Origin of the sequence: Acrocarpospora macrocephala (assembly GCF_009687865.1) — a bacterium.
In the GTDB taxonomy this organism is placed as follows: domain Bacteria; phylum Actinomycetota; class Actinomycetes; order Streptosporangiales; family Streptosporangiaceae; genus Acrocarpospora; species Acrocarpospora macrocephala.
Genome location: NZ_BLAE01000011.1, coordinates 34,542 through 54,467, shown reverse-complemented (window position 1 = coordinate 54,467; position 19,926 = coordinate 34,542). Strand labels below are relative to the sequence as shown.

Here is a 19,926-nt window from a genome sequence, read left to right as displayed (position 1 = left end):
CACGACCGGGTCACCGCGAATTCGCCTCCCGGCCAGCGCGGGAACGCCCGTGTAACTTTCATTGGGCGCGATATGATTTTAGTTTGTTTAATTGACATACATAAGTGGCTTGTTTAGCGTGGCTCGTGGTTGGGTTCGGTCCGGGTTAGCTGACCCGGAAGGGACCTGGGAGCGCCATCGCCACCGGGCGGGGGCACGCGTCGTGGCCCGCCCGGTGGGTCCTTTCTGTGCTAGGTCAGCGGGAGTTACGCCGCTTTGGGGAGTACGCCGCGATGGCGGAGTTCGGGGAGGACGCCTTCGCCGAACCAGTAGGCCTCCTCCAGGTGCGGGTAGCCGGACAGGACGAACTCCTCGATGCCGAGCGCGGCGTACTCCTCGATCAGGTCGGCGACCTCGGCGTGGCTGCCCACGAGGGCGGTTCCGGCGCCGCCGCGTACCAGGCCGACGCCCGCCCACAGCCCGGGATGGACCTCCAGGTCTCTGGCCGTTCCGCCCTGGAATCCGGCGTGCAGGGCCAGCATGCGCTGCTGGCCCACCGACGCGCTCTGCCCGAGCAGTTTCCTGGCCTTGACGATGTCCTCGGGCGGGATGCGGTCCAGCAGGCGCCCGGCCTCGGCCCAGGCCTCGGCCGAGGTGTCCCGCGTGATCACGTGCAACCGGATCCCGAACCGCAGCGTACGCCCCTGCTCGGCGGCCAGCCCGCGAACCCACGCCACCTTCTCGGCCACGGCGGCGGGCGGCTCGCCCCAGGTCAGGTAGACGTCCACGTGCTTGGCCGCGACCGTCCCCGCGGCGGCGGAGGAACCGCCGAAATACAGCTCGGGCAGCGGGTCGGGCCGCTCGGCCACGGTGGCGTCCTCGACGTCGTAGTAGTCGCCGGCGAAGTCGTACCCGCGGTTCCAGGCGCCCTTGACGATGGAGAGGAACTCGTCGGTCCTGGCGTATCGCTCGTCCTTGCCGAGGTGGTCGCCGAAGCGGCGCTGCTCGGCGTCCTCGCCGCCGGTGACGATGTTGAGCAGCAGCCGCCCGCCGGAGATCCGCTGGTACGTCGCGGCCATCTGGGCCGCCAGCGTGGGGGAGAGCAGGCCGGGCCGGAACGCGACCAGGAACTTGAGTTTGGTGGTCACCTGGGTGAGGGCCGCGGTGACCAGCCAGGCGTCCTCGCAGTAGGTGCCGGTCGGGGTGAGCACCGCCTCGAAGCCGAGCTGCTCGGCCGAGCGGGCGATCTGCCCGAGATAGTCGATCGTGGGCGGCCGGTATTCGGACCGGCCGTGCACGCGGGACAGGCCGTGCCCGCCGCCGACGATCGAGCGGCCGTCGCCCGTGGTGGGCAGGAACCAGTGGAATCGCGGCGCGCTCACTGGGCGCTCACCACATCGTTGAACCGCTGGTCGACGAAGTCGGCGAACTTGAGGCTGCCCGGGATCAGGCCTTCCGCGCTGAACGCGTCGGCCATCTGCTGCTCGGAGGTCACCACGGCGTCGTCGATCAGGATCGGGGTGGCCACCGCGTTGTCCACGGCCGCGTCGGCGACCTCCTGCGGCAGGCCGGTCTCGGCCGCCCACACCTTCGCCCACTCGGCCTTGTGGTTCACCGACCAGGCGCGCGCCTTGGCCAGCCGGGTCAGGAAGTCGCGCAGGGCGGCCTCCTTTTCGTCCACCGCCGACGGCGCGGCCACCTGGAAGTTGAGCCCGTTGACGTAGCCTTCGCCGTTCACGAGCAGCCGGGCCTTGTGCTGGATGGAGGCCTGGGAGGTGAAGGGGTCCCAGATCGCCCAGGCGTCGACCGTGCCGCCGGAGAACGCGGCCAGCGCGTCGGCGGGCTGGAGATACTGAGGCAGGATGTCGGCGAAGGTCAGGCCTTCCTTCTTCAGGACCGACAGCAGGTGGTAGTGGGCGGAGCTGCCCTTGGCGACCGCGACCTTCTTGCCCTTGAGCTGGGCGGGGGCGGTGATCGGCGAGGCGTCGGGCACCACGATGGCGGCCGCGGCCAGATTCTGCCGGTACGCGGCGACCACCTTGATCTTGGACCCCGCGGCGGCGGCGAACACCGGCGGGGTGTTGCCGACCCCGCCCACGTCGACCGCGCCCGCGTTGACGGCCTCCAGCAGCGGCGGCCCGGAGGTGAACTGGGACCAGGTGATCGTGTAGTCGGTGCCGTCCAGCAGGCCCGCGGCCTTCAGGAGCGCCTGCGAGCCCGCCTTCTGGTCGCCGACGCGGAGCGTGACCTTCGCGGGCTGGCCGGTCGTGGCGGGGTCCTCGGAGCCGCAGGCCGTACCGGCGGCGGCGGTGAGGAGGAGGACGGCGAGGAGCCGGCGGGCGGTGCTGATCATGACCTTCCTTCGGGTGCGACGCCGAGCGCGGTGAGCAGGTCGGCGCGGAGTGTGATGAGCTCGGGGTTGTCCCGGTGCCGGGGCCGGGGGGCCGTCACCGGCGAGTCGTGCGCAATGCGGCCCTCGTCGAGCACGAGCACGCGGTCGGCCAGCAGCAGGGCCTCATCGACGTCGTGGGTGACCAGCAGGACGGCGGGCCGGTGCCGGGTCCACAGCTCCACGACGAGCTGGTGGATGGTGATGCGGGTGAGCGCGTCCAGCGCGCTGAACGGTTCGTCGAGCAGGAGCAGGTCCGGCTCCCTGACGAGGGCGCGGGCCAGGCTGGCGCGCTGGGCCTCGCCGCCGGAGAGGGTGAGCGGCCAGGCCTGCGCCCGTTCGGTCAGGCCGACTTCGGCGAGCGCGGCGTGCGCCCGCTCGGCGGGCCCGTCCAGGCCGAGGGTGATGTTGGCCAGGACACGTTTCCACGGCACGAGCCGGGGCTCCTGGAACGCCACCGCGACCGAATCGGTGACCGAGAGCTCCCCGCTGACCTCCCGGTCCAGGCCCGCCAGGGCGCGCAGCAGGGTGGACTTGCCCGAGCCGCTGCGCCCGAGCAGGGCGATGAACTCGCCGGAGCCGATCTCCAGGTCGAGCGCGTCGAGCACGACCCGCTCGCCGAACGCCCGGGTCAGGTCCCGTACGGAGGCCACCGCCTTCACCCCAGGAAGCCGCGCCGCCATGACAGGGCCCTCCTCTCCAGCAGCCGGACGAGGGCGTCGGTGAGCAGGCCGAGCGCGCTGTAGACGAGCAGTCCGACCACGATCACGTCGGTGCGCAGGAACTCCCGGGCGTCGTTGATCATGTATCCGAGCCCGGCGGTGGCGTTGACCTGCTCGGCCACGATGAGCGCCAGCCAGGCCACGCCCAGGCTCTGCCGCAATCCGACGAGCGTCTGGGGGAGCGCGCCCGGCAGCACGATGTGCCGGATCAGCGCGGCTCGCCCGAGTTTCAGGGTGTGGGCGACCTCGGCGAGCTTGCCGTCCACGCCGCGGATGCCGGCGAAAGTGTTCAGGTAGAGCGGGAAGGAGACCGCCAGAGCGACCAGCAGGACCTTCGGGGTCTCGCCGATCCCGAACCAGAGGATGAACAGCGGGATCAGCCCGAAGAACGGCAGTGCCCGCAACATCTGCATGAGCGGGTCGACCGCGTTCTCGCCCGGCCGGCTCAGCCCGGCGACCAGGGCCAGCAGGATCCCGGCCGCCGCGCCCGCCGCGAACCCGAGCAGCACGCGCTGCAGCGACACGCCGACGGCCGTCGGCAGGACCCCCGACTGGACCAGGTCGGCGGCCGTGGCGGCCAGGGTGGCGGGCGCCGCCAGCAGCCGCGGCGGCAATAATCCGGTGCTGCTGGCGACCTGCCAGATCACGATGACCGCGACCGGGCTGAGCCAGCGTTGCCAGGCTTTCCCGGACGTCCGGGACGGCCGAGGCCGGGAACGCGCCCGGGCGTCGGCCGGAGCCTCCAGTTCGATGACGGACATAGGCAAACCTCGCAAGCGCTGGGCACTGTCGCTTCAGGGTTACCTATATTTCCTACCAAGTCAATCGGGTAATCAGGATGTCGGTTAGCGCCGCCGGCACCTCGGCGGGCGGTGACGCCGAGGGCGCGGCCCGGGTCAAACCGCGGCGGGTTCGGGGGTTTGGCTGGACTCGCGGTCGCGCAGGGGGACTTCGACGACGAACCAGGCGAGCGCCAGGGCGACGAGCCCGAGGACCGCCCCGCCGACGGCCATCGCATGCACGCCGCCGGACACGGCCGTGTGGACCGCGTCGCGGAGCGGCGCGGGGGATTGGAGTAGCGCCTCGCTCGTCAGGCCGGGCCCGGAGACGAGCCGCTGGGCGGTCTCCGCCCCGAGCCGGTCGGCGAGCGTGTCCTGCAGGCGGCCCGTGTACAGCCCGCCGAGTACGGCCACGCCCAGCGAAGCCCCCATCGTGTGCCAGAGACTGACCGACCCGCTGGCCGCCCCCAGATCGCGGGGCTCGGCGCTGTTGATGGTGATGATCGTGGTGCTCTGCATCAGCAGGCCGACGCCGACACCGCTGAGCAGCGTGAGCCCTGACGCGAGCGCCAGATTGCTCCCCGGCCGCAGGGCCAGCAGCACGAGCATGCCGCCCGTCAGCGCGAACCCACCAAGAATGGGATAAATCCGGTAACGCCCGTTGCGGGCGATGAGCTGGCCGCTGCCGAACAGCACGACGACCATGCCGAGCATCGAGGGCAGGATCAGCAGGCCGCTCTCGATGGGCGAGGCGCCCTGCACGAGCTGCATGTACTGCGGCAGGAAGGCGGCCACCGCCATCCCGGCGCCGCTCACGAACCGGATGACCTGCGCCAGGGCGAAGTTGCGGTCCGCGAACAGCCGCAGCGGAAGGATCGGTTCCGCGGCCCGGCGCTCCACGTGGAGGAACGCCGCCAGGGCCACCAGGGAGGCCGCCGCGAGAGCCAGGATCGGGACGGAATTCCACGCGTACCGGGTGCCGGCCCAGCTCGCCAGCAGGCTCAGCGCGGCGAGCCCCGCGGTCAGCAGCAGTGCCCCCAGGTAGTCGATCTTCGCCTTGATCCTCCTGCGCTCCACCCGCACGGCGAAGCCGATGAGCAGCAGCGCCACCACGCCCAGCGGGATGTTCACGTAGAAGGCCCAGCGCCAGCTCAGCCGCTCGGCGAACAGGCCGCCGAGCAGCGGCCCCGCGATGAAGGCGACCGGCATCATCATCCCGAACAGCCCCATGACCTTCCCGCTCTCGCGGGGTGGCACCAGCTCGGCGATGAGCGCCATGGCCCCCACCAGCAGCCCGCCGCCGCCCAGCCCCTGCAGCGCCCTGAAGCCGATCAGCTGGACCATGTCCTGGGAGAGGCCGGCCAGGCCCGACCCCAGCAGGAACAGGACGATGGCGGCCATGTAGCCGAGCTTTCTGCCGTACAGGTCGCCGAGCTTGCCCCAGATCGGGGTCGCCGCGGCCGTGGCGACCAGATAGGCCGTGACCAGCCAGGAGAAGTGTTCCAGGCCGCCGAGCTCGCCCACGATCGCGGGGAGCGCGGGGCCCAGCATCATCCCGTCGAGCGGCGCTGTGACCACGCCGATGACCACGCCGGTCAGCCCGGCATACAGTGATCGTCGCATCTGTCCTCCAATTGGGTACTCCGTACTCAAAATCGGAGACTAGCCATTCGGGTACGATGTACGCAAGGAGGAAACCGACATGTCCGGCGACGAGCTAGTGAGCATCTGGATGCGTCCCGAGCGGGTGGAGCGCTCAGGACCCGGGCGGCGACCCGGGTTCAGCCGGGCCCAGATTGTCCAGCAGGCCATCACCATCGCGGACGCGGAGGGCCTGGAGGCCGCCACCATGCGCCGGATCGCGGACGCCCTGGGGACCGGCGCCATGTCGCTCTATCGCTATGTCCCCAAACGGGATGACCTGATCGACCTCATGCTCGACGAGGTCATGGCCGAGATGGACCTGCCGCCGTGTCCCAGCGGGGACTGGCGGGCGGATCTCACCCTGGTGTCCCACCAGACCCGCGCCGTCGGCCTGCGTCATCCCTGGCAGGTCGCGCTGGCCGCCCGGCGCCCGAACCTGGGGCCCAACAGCCTGCGCGTGTACGAGTTCACCCTCAGCGTCCTCGACGGATTCGGCCTGAGCATCGATGAGATCGCCGGTCTGGCCGAGATGCTGACCGACTACGTCAACAGCGCGGTCCATCGTGAGGTCGCGTGGCTGAACGAGGCCCGCCGTACCGGCATGGACATGCGCCAGTGGATGATCGCCTACGGCCCGTATGCCCGGAGCCTGATCGAGTCCGGTGAGTATCCGATGTTCACGCGCTCGGTGGTGGAAGCCCGGGTTCCGCACCTGTCCCCGGAAGAACGATTTCAGTACGGGTTGGACCGCGTCCTCAACGCCATCGCCGCCGCGCTCCCTTAGCGGCCGTCGCCTTCGGCCAGGCGGGGTTGGTCCTCCCAGCGCTCGCCCGGCGCGGGCGAGGCCGCGCAGACGATGTAGTGATGCGGGGCGATGGCGGACATGCGCCCCGGAAGGGCGGTCAGGCAGGCGTTGTGCAGCTCCTGCGGCGTGGTGTCCGCCGTCGTGTACGCCACGAGCCGCGCCCCCAGCCCCTCATCGGGCACCGCCACGACCTCCGAGCCCGGCGGAAGCAGCCGGCGCACCTCCGCCAGATCGGTCCAGCAGTTGTCGGATCTGACCCAGTCGTGGTCGCGGGGGAGCGGCGTGACGGCGAGTTCGGCGAGCGGGACGTCCCGGGTGGCCGCGTCGATGAGCAGGCGGGCCATGCCCTCGCCGACGGCTTGCGCGTCCGCGCGAGGGATGACACGCGGATCGGCCCAGAGCGTCACGTCGAACTCGCCTTCGAGACGGTTGACCCACAGGGACAGCCGGGTCGGCAGCGTCGCCTCCGGGAGCCAGGTCGAGTGCACGCCGTCGTCGGCACGGCTCACGCGCCCGCCCTGGCCGGGCACGCTCATGTCGTTGAACACGACGTCCCTGGCGAAGAACACGCCGCGGTCGCGCTGCACGGCCTCCATGACGCGGATCAGGGCGGCGGCGTCGAACCTGCTGTTCTGGTACGCGGCGAGCGTGATCGCCCGCACCCCACGCAGCACATCGTCGAACGTGCCGGCGTCGAGATCCACGGGGACCAGGGCGTCCTGGGCCAGCGGTCCCACGTACTCGCGGAGGTCCGGGCGGAACCTGTTCGCCGAGATGGACAGGACGGGCACGACGGAGGCGCCGCCACGCAGGCCGAGGAGCGTGGCCAGGGCCGCGAGGGTGGCCGCCGACGCGCTCACGCCGGTGCGCGCGGTGATCCGGCGCAGGGCGCGGGCGGCGGCGGTCGAGCGCACGCGCAGGCGGGGGAGCAGCCATTCGGTGCCGGTGTCGTCCACGGAGACGGTCAGGGTGGAGCGGGGGATGCGGCGCAGGTGCTCCTCCCAGTAGCGCAGCGCGGCGTCGGCGCGGCGCAGGCTGGCCGGGCTGCGCTCGCTCGCGGCCACGTCCAGCGGCTGCGGGGCGGTCACCGGGGGGAGGGGTTTGCCCAGGATGAGGGCGTCCCATTCGGCCAGCAGCACCGCCAGGCCGGTCGCGTCCACGACGCTGTGGGTGGTCACCAGGGCGACCTGGTGAGGCACACCGCCGCAGGTGACGGCGGCGACCCGGAACGGCACCTCGGACTCCAGGGCGAACCGCGCTCCCTGGAGTTCGCGGGCGAGTTCCTCGGCGGTCTCCTCCGGGGTGGCGGAGTCGCGGACCGGGATGACCAGCTCGCCGGTGGCGAGCACGTGCTGGGTGTCGTCGCGGACGAGGGTGCGCAGCGACTCGTGCCGGGACATCAGCTGGCCGGCCGCCTCGGCCAGCGCGGCCAGGGTCGTCTCCGGCGGGAGCGGGCGTACGGCCCGGTAGTTCATGTGCTCGGGCGGGTCGGTGAGCACGCAGCGGACCATGTTCGCCTGGCCCATCGTCAGCGGGCCGGTGCGCGCTTCCGCCGCGCGGAAACGGGCGATGATCATGGGTCGCTCCTCACAGATCGGGCCAGCAGCGCCGCCTCCTCGTCGGAGAGCCCTTCGAGCTCCTCGACCAGCAGCGTCTCGACGGCCTCCGCCAGGGCGGCCACCGTGGAACCGTCGAACATGGTGCGAATCGGCACGTCCACCCCGGTGATCGACCGGATCCGGGCGATGACCCGCGCCGCCAGCAGCGAATGCCCGCCGATGGCGAAGAAGTCATCCAGAGCGCCGACTTCGCCGACGCCGAGCACCTCGCCGTACACCTCGGCGACCAGCTGCTCCGCGTCCGTCCGCGGCGGCACGCTCCCGGCCTGGATTTCGATCTCCGGGTACGGCAACGCCCGCCGATCCACTTTCCCGTGCCGGGTCAGCGGCAGCTCCTCCAGCCATACCCACACCGAAGGGACCATGTAGGCGGGCAGGGACTCCCCGGCGAACGCCGTCAGCTCGGCTCGGGTGACGCCGTCGGCGACGACGTACGCGGCCAGGCGGTCCTCGGCGGCGGTCACCGCGACCTGCCGCACCCGGGGGTGGGCGAGCAGCCGCGCCTCCACCTCACCCGGCTCGACCCTGAACCCCCGGACCTTGACCTGCTCGTCGATCCGCCCGAGGAACTCCAGCTGCCCGTCGGGCCGCCAGCGGGCGCGGTCTCCCGAGCGGTAGAGCCGGGCCCCCTGCTCGCCCCAGGCGACGAACCGCTCGGCGGTCAGCTCGGGACGCCGCAGATATCCCCGCGCTACTCCGGCTCCGCCGATGCACAACTCCCCAGGAGCTCCCGGCGGCACCGGCACCCCGGACCGATCGAGCACCACGACCCGCGTCTCCGCGATGGGCCTTCCGATCGGCGGCCTGGAACCGGCTTGACCATCGGCCGGAATCAGGTCGGCCGCCGTGGCGATGATGGTGGTCTCGGTCGGCCCATACGTGTTGACGACCCGGATCCGCTCCCCGAACCGGGAACGCCACCGGGCGACAGCCGCGGCCTGAACTTCCTCGCCACCCAGAATGACCAGCCGAAGCCCGGACGGCCACGCGATCTCATCGATCTGCCCCACCAGGTGGTGCCAGTACGCCGTCGGCAGATCGAGAACCGTCACTCCCTGCCCGTTCGGCGTGGCGAGAACGTCCGGGAGCGTGACCGGCCCATCGGGCAGGAGCTCCAGCGTGGCCCCCGCGGCGAGCGCCGGATAGATCTCCTCGGCGTGCGTGTCGAAACTCAAGGCAGCGAACTGCACGATCCGATCACCCGGGCGGATGCCATACGCGGCCACCATCCACGCGACCCGGGCCGCCAAGGCGGTGTGCTCGATGAGAACACCCTTGGGAACTCCCGTGGAGCCCGAGGTGTAGAGCACACAGGCGACGCCATCGGCGGGCGTCGCGGTGGCTTCGGAACGCATGAAGTCAATGCGCTCAGCCGGGAGAGCCGGATCGATCGGAAGATAGGCGGCACCGGACTTCCACGCGCCCAGCAACGCCGCGATCCCTTCCGGCGACCGCTCCAGCGACACCTCCCAGATCCCCGCGTCTTCCCCGCCACTGGCTATCGCCTCGACTTCGCCCGGAGGTTGGACGTTCCCACCCGTGCCCGCGTCTTCCAAGCCACCGGTAACCGCCCCGACTTCGCCCGGACGTTGGACGTTTCGCCCCTTGCCCGCGACTTCGCCCGGATTTTCGGCCTTTCCGGAAATTTCGCCTTGATGCTGGATGTGTTCACCCTGGCCCGCGGCTTCGCCACCGACGGCATGTTCGGCGGCGGTGCCGTTGCCGGGGCGTAGGCCGTTGTCACTCTCACCCAGGCTTGCGCTTCCCGATGCGCCGTTGCCCGGATGTATGGCGCCCTTGCCGCCTGGCCTTGCGGTCTTCTCGATCATTTCGCCGAGTTCGCGGTACGTGACTTGGCGATCGCCGCAGCTGATGGCGACCAGATCCGGATATTTCTGGATTGAGTCGGTGATCAGGTCGAGGACGGGTCTCGGCGCCGGGAGGTGAGGGCCTTCGGAGACGGTCGCGAGGAACGTTTCGTCGGCTCCGGTGAGCAGGGGGAGGGCGGAGAGATGCTGGGATGGATTGGTTGTGATGGACAGGAGGAGGCGTTGGAGGCGGGACGCCATCGCTTCGATCGTCGCCGTGTCGAACAGTGCCGTGTCGTACTCCAACTGCACGAGCAGTTCGGCGCCTTCGTCGTGCCAGGCTTCCAGCATCAGGTCGAACTTGGCCTGGGCGTGGCCGCCCGGGAAGCCCTCGACGGTGAGCCCGGCGAACGGGCGGGGTTCCCGGCCGGAGTCCTCGGTGTGCAGGATCGCCATGGTCTGGAACACCGGCGTCCGCGTCAGGTCGCGTTCGAGCTTGAGCGTGCTGACCAGTTCCTCGAACGGGATGCCCTGATGCGCGAACGCGTCCAGCACGCTCGTCCGGGTCGCGGCCAGCAGGTCGGTGAACGCCGGATCGCCGGACAGGTCGCCGCGCAGGACCAGGATGTCGGTGAGATAGCCGACCACGGATTCGAGCGCGAGCGTGTCCCGCCCCGCGTTGGAGGTGCCGACGAGGATGTCGTCCCGGCCGCTGTGCCGGGCCAGCAGCACCTGGTAGGCCGCCAGCAACGTCATGAACAACGTCGCCCCGTGCCGACGGCCCATCGCGGTCAGCGCGGCCGCGTCCCCAGCGCTGAGCCGGAAGTCCACGGTGGCCCCCCGCCCGGCGCTGCCGACACTTCGCGGGCGATCCGTGGGCAGGTCGAGCGGCGTGGGATCGGCCAGCCGGTCCCGCCAGTACTCCAGCAGTTCCGCCGTGTCCCGCCCCCGCTGCCACACGGCGACGTCCCCGAACTGCAACGGCACCTCGGGCAGCGAACGCCCGGAGTAGGCGTCCGCGAGCTCGTCCAGCATCAGATTCAGCGACCAGCCATCCCCGAGGATGTGATGCGCCACCAGGCAAAGCACATGATCGTCATCACCCTGCCGGATCAACGTCACCCGTATCGGCGGCCGCTCATCCAGCGCGAACGGCGTGTTCACCCGCTCGGCCACGGCCTGTGCCACGTCGACGCCGGCCAACGGCCCCACCGGAAAGCTCCCAGGCGGGTCGGTCGTTTGCCTGGCACCCCCGCCGGTCAGATTCTCCGGTTGCTCGATCGACTGCGTCGCGTCGGTGCCGGTCAAATACTCCACCGGGAAGGGGCCTGGCGGGTCTATCACAGCGACGGGCACGCCGTCGGCGTCGGGGAAGTGGGTGCGCAGGCTTTCGTGGCGTCCGGCCACCACGCTGAACGCGTTCCGGAGCGCGTCGACGTCGAGCGGGCCGCGCAGGCGGCGGACCACCCACATGTTGAACGCGGCGTCGGTTTCGGGATACAGCCGGTTCAGGAACCAGAGGCGCTCCTGACCGCTCGACAGCGGCGGCGTCGTCCCGGCCGGCCTCGGCACCGGCCCCTCCCGATCTGGTACGCCGGGCGCTTCCAGCAATTCCGCCAGCGCGGCGGCGGTCGGCCGGGTGAACACCTCCCGGACCGGAACCCGGATCGGCAACCGTGCGATCACCATCGTGGCCAGCAGCGAATGCCCGCCAAGCGCGAAGAAGTCGTCATATGCCCCGATCTCGCCCGCGTCCCGCCCGAGCACCTCCGCGAACACCGAGACGACCATCCGCTCGGCGTCCGTCCGGGGCGGCACGCGGTCGGCCCGCGCGGCGGGGGTGTGCCCGGGCAGTGCGCCCCGGTCCACCTTCCCGTTGGGCGTCATCGGCATCTCGTCGAGCACGACGACCTGCCGGGGAACCATGTAACCAGGCAGCACCCGCGCGGCATGCGCACGAACATCGTCGGCGATGGAAATGCTCATCTGCGGACGAATCGCGCCTGCGGCGGATCCCCCCATACGTCCGTGAACGCCGCCACTCGCAGTGGTCTCGCTCGTCTGCTCATGAACGGTGCCATCCACGGCGGAGCCGCTCGAGTGCTCGTGAGCGTCGTCGTTCGTGCCGGATCCGCTCGTACGCTCGTGAACATCACCGGTAAGCACGATGAACGCGATCAGGGTGTCGTCGCAGACGGTCGCAACCGCTTGTCGTACCCCCGGGTAGGAGTCGAGGACGGATTCGATTTCGCCTAGTTCGATGCGGTGGCCGCGGAGTTTGATTTGGTTGTCGGTGCGGCCGAGGAATTCGATGGTGCCGTTGGGGCGCCAGCGGGCCAGGTCGCCGGTGCGGTATAGGCGCGAGCCTGCGGGGCCGTACGGGGAGGGGACGAACTTTTCGGCGGTGAGGGCGGCTCTGCCGAGGTAGCCGGTGGTGACGCCATGGCCGCCGAGGACGAGTTCGCCGGGGACGCCGATGGGGGACAGGCCGGATCGGCCGAGGATGTAGGCCCGAGTGTTGGTGATTGGGTGGCCGATGGTGATGTCGGTCGAGTCGACGTCCCAGGTCGAGGAGTAAATGGTGGTCTCTGTCGGGCCGTACCCGTTGATGAGGCGGTTTGTGCGGGCGCACAACTCCCGGGCGAGTTGGGGCGACAGCGGTTCCCCGGCGGTGATTCCGGTTATTTCCGGGAAGTCGCCGGTGAGCAGGATGCGCCAGCCGGACGGGGTCGCCTGCACGTGGGTCGCGCCGCTTCGCCGGATCAGCTCGGCCGCCGCCATCCCGTCGCGGGCATGGTCGGCGGTGGCCATCACCACGCGGCCGCCGGTGATCAACGGCAGGAACAGCTCGACCGCCGAGATGTCGAACGCCGTCGACGTCAGCGCCAGCCAGGCGTGCTCCGGCGTCGACCCGATCAGCTCCCGCATCGCGAGCAGCAGATTCGCGAGCGCCCCATGCGGCACGATCACGCCCTTGGGCCGCCCGGTCGACCCGGAGGTGTACAGCACATAAGCGGTGTCATCGGGACGCGGCAGCCACCCGGGCACCGGCACCCCCGTCTCACCGAGATCGTCGTCGGTCAGCACCAGCACGGCCCCGGAATCCCGGAGCACGTAATCCACCCGGGCCTGCGGATACTCCGGATCCACCGGCAGATACGCCGCCCCCGCCAGCGTCACCCCGAGAAAGGCGACCAGGATCCCCGGCCCTCGCGAGACCTGAACCGCGACCAGCGACCCCCGCCCGACGCCCTTGTCCCGCAACCGTGCCGCCAGCCCCGCAGCCCGCCCCACTAAATCCGCATATTTCATCTCATCCACGGCAACCGCGTCCGGAGTCGCCGCGGCCTGAGCCAGGACCAGATCGGCCAGCGTCACCGGCGGAACGTCCGCGAACGACCCCCTGCTCAGCAGCCAGTCCCGTTCCCCGGCGGGCAGCATCTCCAGGTCGTGTACGCGCGTCTCCGGCGCCCCCACGATCGACTCCACCAGCACCTGAAACCGCTCCGCCAGCCGCCGCGCGGTCGCCTCCGCGAACACGTCCGCGCTGTAGATGAGCGACCCGACCAGCCCCCGGTTCGACGGCCACAGATCCAGCGACAGATCGGTGCGCGCCGCCATCCACCCCGGCGTGAACGGCGTCGCGTCCGTCCCCGGCACAGGACCCGCCGACGCCTCCCCGGTGACCTGCGTGTGCAGCGCGAACATCGTCTGGAACAGCGGAGTCCTGCTCAGATCACGCTCGATCTCCAGCGCCCCCAGCAGCCGTTCCAGCGGCACGTCCGCATGGCTGATCGCCTCGATCACCGTCCGCCGGGTGCGCTTGACCGCCTCCAGGAAACTCGGATTCCCGCTCAGATCCGTCCGCAGCACCAGCGTCCCGGACAGATGCCCGATCAGCGGCTCCAGCTCGGTCCGATCCCGCCGCGCCACCGGCGAGCCCACGCAGAAATCCTCCTGCCCGCTGTGCCGGGCCAGCAGCACCTGGTAGGCCGTCAGCCACACCATGAACGGCGTGCACCGATGCGCGCGCGCCAGCTCCGCGACCCCCGCCACCAGCTCGGGCGCGACCACGAACTCGACCTCGCCGCCGTCCCCGGTCCGCTGCGGCGGCCGGGGACGGTCGACGGGAAGCTCCAGCACGGGCGTCCCGGCCAGCGCCCGCGCCCAGCGCCCGAGCTCGGCCGGCCCGTTGGCGCGTTCCGCGCGGGCGTGCTCGGCGTACTGCACGGGCAGCGGCGGCAGCGGCGGGCGTCCGGCGTAATAGTGGGCGATCTCGTCGCTGAGCAGGGCCACCGACATGCCGTCGGCGATGATGTGGTGCAGCGTGATCGCGAGGATGTGGTCGTCGGGCGCCAGCCGTACCAGGGTGACCCGGAGCGGGGGAGCGGCGGACAGATCGAACGGCGCGTTGGCGGCGGCGGAGACGATCCGGCGGGCATCGCCGATGTCCGCGGCGTCCCTGACGGTGATCGTGATCGGCTCGGGCGGGCAGAGGATCGCGACCGGCGTGCCGTCGATCTCGTCGAAGCGGGTGCGCAGGGATTCCTGGCGGGCGGCCACCGCCGTGAAGGCCGCGGCCAGGCGATCGAGGTCGATCGGGCCGCGCAGCCGGTCGGCGTGGCAGGTGTTGTAGGAGTGGTCCTCAGGGTCGAGCCGATGCAGGAACCAGAGCCGTTCCTGGCCGTACGAGAGCGGCTGTGCCACGGAAACCGCCAAACTGGAAAGTTTGTTACTGGAAAGTTTGCTTACAGATCTGAGGACGGCGTCAGTGAACCACGCTGCACGCGCGCGCGACAAGCCCTAGTTTTCATGCCTTGCCGGTGGTTTATGGACCGTGTCACACTGTCGATCACTTGCAAACTGTAAAGACTCTTTCCGGTAAGTATCTTTATAGATCTCTGTCGTCGGAGGATGTCGTGAGCACACTGTCGGCCGACAAGAGGGCCCTGCTCGCCCAGCGGCTGCGCCGCCGCGAGGAGACCCGCGCCATCCCGCCGCGCGACCCTTCGGCCGGACTCGTGCTCTCCCCGGCCCAGGAGCGGCTCTGGTTCCTGGAGCAGTACCGGCCGGGCACCACCACGTACACCGTTCCGCTGACCGTCAGGATCGAAGGCGAACTCGACGGCGTCGAGGCGGCGCTCGGCGAGATCGTCCAGCGCCACGAGGCACTGCGCACCCGCTTCACGGCGACCGAGGACGGCATCCCGGTCGTGACCGTCGACCCCGATGCGCGCGCCGAATTCCGGCAGGCCGACGCCGGTTCACCGGCCGAAGCCCGCCTCCTGATCGAAACCGAACTCACCCGGACCTTCGACCTCGCCGCGGGCCCGCTCCTGCGCGCCCTGCTGGTACGGCTCGCGCCCCGCGACCACGTCCTCCTCCTGGCGGCCCACCACTTGGTGACCGACGGCATCTCCTTCGACGTGATCCTGTCGGAGCTCCTGGCGCTGTGCCGGGGCGAGACGCCCGCGCCGCCCCCGGTTCAGTACGGCGACTACGCCCACTGGCAGCGTGACCGGGACCTCGGCAGGGAGACCGCGTACTGGCGGGACCGGCTCGAAGGCGTCCCGGTTCTGGAACTGCCCACGGATCGGCCCAGACCGGCCGAGATGGGCCACGCGGGAGCCGTGTTCGACTTCCCGGTGGAAGTGCCGCTCGGATCGCTGGCCGTCGGCGGGGCGACCCCCTACATGATCCTTCTGGCCGCGTATCAGGTGCTGCTTGCCCGGTATTCGGGGCAGAGCGACTTCGCCGTTGCCACTCCGGTGGCCGGTCGCAGCCTGCCTGAGCTGGATCGCGTCGTCGGCATGTTCGTCAACACGCTGGCGATGCGAGCCGATCTGTCCGGGGATCCGTCGTTCAGCGAGTTCCTGGCGCGGACCCGGTCGCTCGCGCTGGACGCGTACGCCCATCAGGATCTGCCCTTCGACCGGCTCGTGAGCGAGCTCAACGTCGAGCGGGATGTCAGCAGGTCGCCGATCGCGCAGGTGACGCTGGCGCTGCAGAACTTCAGGACCGGGCTGGATCAGCATGGGCTGCGGTTGAGCGCGTTTCCGGTGGAGCCGGGGATCAGCCGGTTCGATCTGTCGCTGTATCTGTATGAGACAGGCGAGGGATTCGTCGGGCAGTTCGCGTACAACACCGACCTGTTCGATCAGGCGACCATCGCCCGCATGTCCCGGCATTTCACGAATCTGCTGCGGGAGATCGTGGCCGATCCGGACCGGCGGCTGTCCGAGCTGGCGCTGCTGGATTCGGAGGAACGAACCCAGGTCCTGGGCTTCGCCGCAAGCCCAGCCGCGTCCGCGCCCGTCGCGTCCCTTCTGCACGAGGTCGTGGCGGGACCACCGGGGCGGGTCGCGGTAACGTGCGGCGACGATTCCCTGACATATGCCGAATTGGCCGAGCGATCCGACGCGCTCGCTGGACGATTACGCGAGCTTGGCGCGGGCGCGGACACGCGAATCGGGATATGTCTGGAACAGTCCGTGGAAGTGGCTGTCGCCGTGCTCGCTGTGCTCAAGGCGGGAGCGGCCTACGTGCCCCTCGACCCGGCGCAGCCCGCCGCGCGCCTCGCGTACATGATCGAGGACGCGGGAATCCAGATCGCGATCGCCACCACGCAGCTCCCTGTCGACCACCTGATCCCCCCAGACGCTGTCCCGAGCGGCGACTCAGATGCGATTCGTCCGGTATCCGGCGACCTCGCGTATGTGATCTACACCTCCGGCACGACCGGCCGCCCCAAAGGGGTCGCCGTCCAGCACCGGCAGGTCCTCGAATACCTCGCGGGAGTGCGCGAGCGCCTGGCCGTCGAGCCCGGCGGGAGTTACGCCCTCCTGCAATCCCTCTCCTTCGACTTCGGCATCACGATCTTCTACTTGTCGCTGATGACCGGCGGCACTCTCCACCTGCTCAACCCTCGCCTGCCCGCCACCGAACTGGCGGAGACCCTGCGCAGGACCGACTACCTGAAAATCACCCCAAGCCACCTGGCGTCCCTGCTCCAGGAAACCGACGTCCTCCCGCGCAAACTCCTGATCCTCGGCGGCGAAGCCTCCCAGGCTGACTGGGCGGCCTCTCTCGTCCGCCCGGGCCTGCGCGTCGTCAACCACTACGGCCCCACCGAAGCCACTGTCGGCGTCACCACCCACGACGTCGGCACCGCCACCGGCTCGCTCCCGATCGGACGGCCACTCCCGGGCGCTCGCGCGTACATCCTGGACGAACGCGGCGAACCCACCCCCATCGGCGTGGTCGGCGAGATCCACCTCGGCGGCGACCGCCTGGCCCGCGGCTACCTCGGCCGCCCGGCTCTCACCGCCGAGAAGTTCGTCCCCGACCCGTACGGCGAACCCGGCTCCCGCATGTACCGCACCGGCGATCTGGGCCGCTGGCTGCCCTCCGGCGAACTGCAATTCCTCGGCCGCCGCGACCTCCAGGTCAAGGTACGCGGCTACCGCGTCGAACTCCCCGAGATCGAAGCCGTCCTCACCCGCCACGACGCCGTCGCCCAAGCGGTCGTCGACTTCCGCCGCGACCGCCTCGTCGCCTACCTCGTCGGAAACTCCGCTGAGGAACGTCCGTCGTTACGTGGCTACCTGGCCGAGCGCCTCCCCGACTACATGATCCCCGCCCGCTACGTCTGGCTCGACGAGCTCCCCCTGAAATCCCACGGCAAGGTCGACCGGGACCGCCTGCCCGAGCCCTCCGACGAACGATCCGCCGACGAGGTCTACGTCTCCCCGGCCACCCCCCTCGAACAGGCCATCGCCGACGTCTGGGCGAAGGTCCTCGAACTCGACCGGGTCGGCGCCGAAGACGACTTCTTCGCGCTCGGCGGGCACTCCCTGCTCGCCGCCCAGGTCGTGGCCCGGCTGCGGAAGGTCACCGACCGCCCGGTCACCATCATGGACATCTTCCGCCACCGGACCGTACGCGCGCTCGCCTCCCGCGGTGACGAAGGACCGCGCCGCTTCCTGCACCGGCTCACCCCCGCCCGCCCGGCCACCCGCACCCTCGTCTGCGTCCCGTACGGCGGCGGCAGCGCGGCCATCTACCAGCCACTGGCCGACGCGATGCCCCCCGAGTGGGCACTCCACTCGGTGGCCGTACCGGGCCAGGAATGGGGTCTGGACGAGGAGACACGGCCGATCGCCGAGGTCGCCGACGCCTGCGTCCAGGAGATCCGCGCCACCGTCCAGGGCCCGCTCTCCCTGTACGGCCACTGCGGCCTCGGCGTCATGCTCGTCGTCGAGATCGCCCGCCGCCTCGAAGCCGAGGGCAGAACCGTCGACGCCGTCCACGTCGGCGGCATCTTCCCCTTCGCCCGCCCCTCCTCGATGGCCACCCCCCTCCGCGACCTGGGCGAACGCCTGCGCAGCGACCGCGTCTGGGCCAACGCCCTGATCGCCGCCGGACTCGACATCGAGGAACTCGACGACGACCAGCTCAAGGCCATCATCCGCAACCGCCGCGAGGGCACCCGCGACGCGGAGGCATACTTCACCCGCCTGTACGCCCATGACACGGCGGATCGCCTCACCGCTCCCATCATCTCGGTCGTCGGCGAACGCGACCCGGCCACCGAGTTCTACCAGGAGCGTTACCGCGAATGGCACCATCTCACGGACGCCGCCGCCCTGGTCGTCCTGGACGAGGCGGGCCACTTCTTCCTCAAGCACCGCGCGGCGGAACTGGCTGAGATCGTCACGGGCACGCAGGACGCGATCGCCGCAGGCCGTACCGAACGGATAGCTCCCTCGCCAGACCGCTCCTGGTGGCTGCACGGCACATCCACGCCGAGCGACGTGCCCGCGCCCGCCACCCGCCCCAGCCTGAAACGCTTCGGCGCGGTCGCCGCCGGGCAGCTCGTCTCCATCGTCGGGTCGGCGCTCACCGAGTTCGCCATCCCGCTCTGGATCTACGTCACCACCGGCTCCCTGGTCAGCTTCGCCCTGTTCTCCGTCATCGCCCTCGTCCCCGGCATGCTGGTCGCCCCCCTCGCCGGAGTGATCGCCGACCGGTACGACCGCCGCCGCGTCATGCTCGCCGGAGACGCCGGCGCGGGCGGCACCCAGCTCGCCCTCGGCCTGCTGCTCTGGACCGGCAACCTGCAGACCTGGCATGTCTACCCGCTGCTCGCGCTGCTCTCGGTGGCCCTCACCTTCCAGCGCCTCGCGTACGGCGCGGCGATCCCGCAGCTCGTGCCCAAGCGATACCTCGGCCACGCCAACGGCATCGTGCAGATGGTCACCGGCACCGCCCAGCTGATCGTCCCGCTGATCGCCGTCGGCCTGATGGCCGCGATCGGCCTGGAGGGCATCCTGGTCCTGGACGTGGTCAGCTACGCGTTCGCGTTCACCTCGGTGCTGCTGATCCGGTTCCCGAAGACGATGGGCTTCCGCCGCCGCGAATCTCTGCTCACCGAGATGGCCGAAGGCTTCCGCTACACCTGGGGCAACCGCAACTTCCGCGCCATGCTGCTGTTCTTCGCCGGTCTCAACGTGTTCCTGTCCCCGCTGTTCCTGCTGCTCAGCCCGCTCGTGCTGGCCTTCGCCACGCTCACCGACGTGGGCAGGGTGTCGTTCGCGGGGGGAGCGGGCGTCCTGCTCGGCGGCCTGGCCATGACCGTCTGGGGCGGCCCGCGCCGCCACCGCCTGCGCGGCGTGCTCCTGGCCACCCTGGTGCTGGCCGTGTTCTGCCTGGTCACCGGCGTACGGCAGGACCTGCTCGTGATCGCGGCCGGGGCGTTCGGCATGTCGCTCGCGCTCACCCTGGTCAACGGGATCTACGCCACGATCATCCAGGTCAAGGTCCCGCAGCGGTTCCACGGCCGGGTCATCGCGCTCAACACGCTCATCGCCTGGTCCACCCTGCCGTTCGCGTTCGGCCTCGTCGCCCCCTACGGAAGCGCCCTGTTCGAACCGCTGCTGGCCGAAGGGGGCCCGCTCGCCGGAACCGTCGGCGCGGTGATCGGCGTCGGCGAGGGCCGCGGCATCGGCCTCATGTACGTGGTGTTCGCCCTGGCCATCGCGCTGATCGCGGTCATCGCGCTGCGCGTGCGGCGGCTGGCCCGCTTCGACGCGGAAGTCCCGGACGCGCCACCCGACGACCTCCTCGGCCTCCAGACCGTCGAACGCCGCCGCGCGGAAGCCGCCGAACGCCAAGCCGGGTGA

General features: G+C 70.5%; 9 protein-coding genes. 2 read left to right on the top strand and 7 right to left on the bottom strand.

What is annotated here, in order from left to right; all coding sequences use genetic code 11:
- Positions 1–245 precede the first annotated feature (245 nt).
- The 5 genes from Amac_RS10570 to Amac_RS10550 form a co-directional block, all read right to left on the bottom strand.
- Entirely contained in the window at positions 246–1,361 is a 1,116-nt protein-coding gene (locus Amac_RS10570) for an LLM class flavin-dependent oxidoreductase (RefSeq protein WP_155354154.1), read from the bottom strand.
- Entirely contained in the window at positions 1,358–2,332 is a 975-nt protein-coding gene (locus Amac_RS10565) for an ABC transporter substrate-binding protein (protein ID WP_155354153.1), read from the bottom strand. The genes Amac_RS10570 and Amac_RS10565 overlap by 4 nt, the downstream gene beginning before the upstream one ends.
- Positions 2,329–3,051 carry an ABC transporter ATP-binding protein gene (locus Amac_RS10560; RefSeq protein ID WP_155354152.1) on the bottom strand — a complete coding sequence of 241 codons (723 nt, stop codon included), beginning with the start codon at positions 3,049–3,051 and terminating at the stop codon, positions 2,329–2,331. Before Amac_RS10560 ends, Amac_RS10565 begins: the two co-directional genes overlap by 4 nt.
- On the bottom strand, positions 3,027–3,851 hold the full coding sequence (locus tag Amac_RS10555) for an ABC transporter permease (RefSeq protein ID WP_155354151.1): 825 nt from the start codon (positions 3,849–3,851) through the stop codon (positions 3,027–3,029). Before Amac_RS10555 ends, Amac_RS10560 begins: the two co-directional genes overlap by 25 nt.
- 135 nt (positions 3,852–3,986) lie before the next feature.
- Entirely contained in the window at positions 3,987–5,492 is a 1,506-nt protein-coding gene (locus Amac_RS10550; RefSeq protein WP_155354150.1) for an MDR family MFS transporter, read from the bottom strand.
- A 79-nt stretch (positions 5,493–5,571) separates the two neighbouring features.
- Here Amac_RS10550 and Amac_RS10545 point away from each other — a divergent pair, with 79 nt between their 5' ends.
- The gene (locus tag Amac_RS10545; protein WP_155354149.1) at positions 5,572–6,297 is read left to right on the top strand and encodes a TetR/AcrR family transcriptional regulator; all 726 of its coding nucleotides are present in this window, start codon (positions 5,572–5,574) and stop codon (positions 6,295–6,297) included.
- Here the strand turns inward: Amac_RS10545 and Amac_RS10540 are convergent.
- Positions 6,294–7,895, bottom strand: a complete 1,602-nt coding sequence (locus Amac_RS10540; RefSeq protein WP_155354148.1) for a condensation domain-containing protein — start codon at positions 7,893–7,895, stop codon at positions 6,294–6,296. The genes Amac_RS10545 and Amac_RS10540 overlap by 4 nt on opposite strands.
- Complete coding sequence (locus Amac_RS10535; RefSeq protein ID WP_170322426.1) at positions 7,892–14,452, bottom strand: non-ribosomal peptide synthetase; 6,561 nt, start codon at positions 14,450–14,452, stop codon at positions 7,892–7,894. The genes Amac_RS10540 and Amac_RS10535 overlap by 4 nt, the downstream gene beginning before the upstream one ends.
- 212 nt (positions 14,453–14,664) lie before the next feature.
- On the opposite strand from Amac_RS10535, the gene Amac_RS10530 reads away from it, so the two are divergent.
- Positions 14,665–19,926, top strand: coding sequence for a non-ribosomal peptide synthetase/MFS transporter (locus Amac_RS10530; RefSeq protein ID WP_246268230.1), 5,262 nt, complete (start codon positions 14,665–14,667; stop codon positions 19,924–19,926).

Bases quoted from the DNA above. Each gene is read 5' to 3' on its own strand.
- Amac_RS10565 (WP_155354153.1), bottom strand. From the start codon at position 2,332: ATGATCAGCACCGCCCGCCGGCTCCTCGCCGTCCTCCTCCTCACCGCC.
- Amac_RS10560 (WP_155354152.1), bottom strand. From the start codon at position 3,051: ATGGCGGCGCGGCTTCCTGGGGTGAAGGCGGTGGCCTCCGTACGGGAC.
- Amac_RS10555 (WP_155354151.1), bottom strand. From the start codon at position 3,851: ATGTCCGTCATCGAACTGGAGGCTCCGGCCGACGCCCGGGCGCGTTCC.
- Amac_RS10550 (WP_155354150.1), bottom strand. From the start codon at position 5,492: ATGCGACGATCACTGTATGCCGGGCTGACCGGCGTGGTCATCGGCGTG.
- Amac_RS10545 (WP_155354149.1), top strand. From the start codon at position 5,572: ATGTCCGGCGACGAGCTAGTGAGCATCTGGATGCGTCCCGAGCGGGTG.
- Amac_RS10540 (WP_155354148.1), bottom strand. From the start codon at position 7,895: ATGATCATCGCCCGTTTCCGCGCGGCGGAAGCGCGCACCGGCCCGCTG.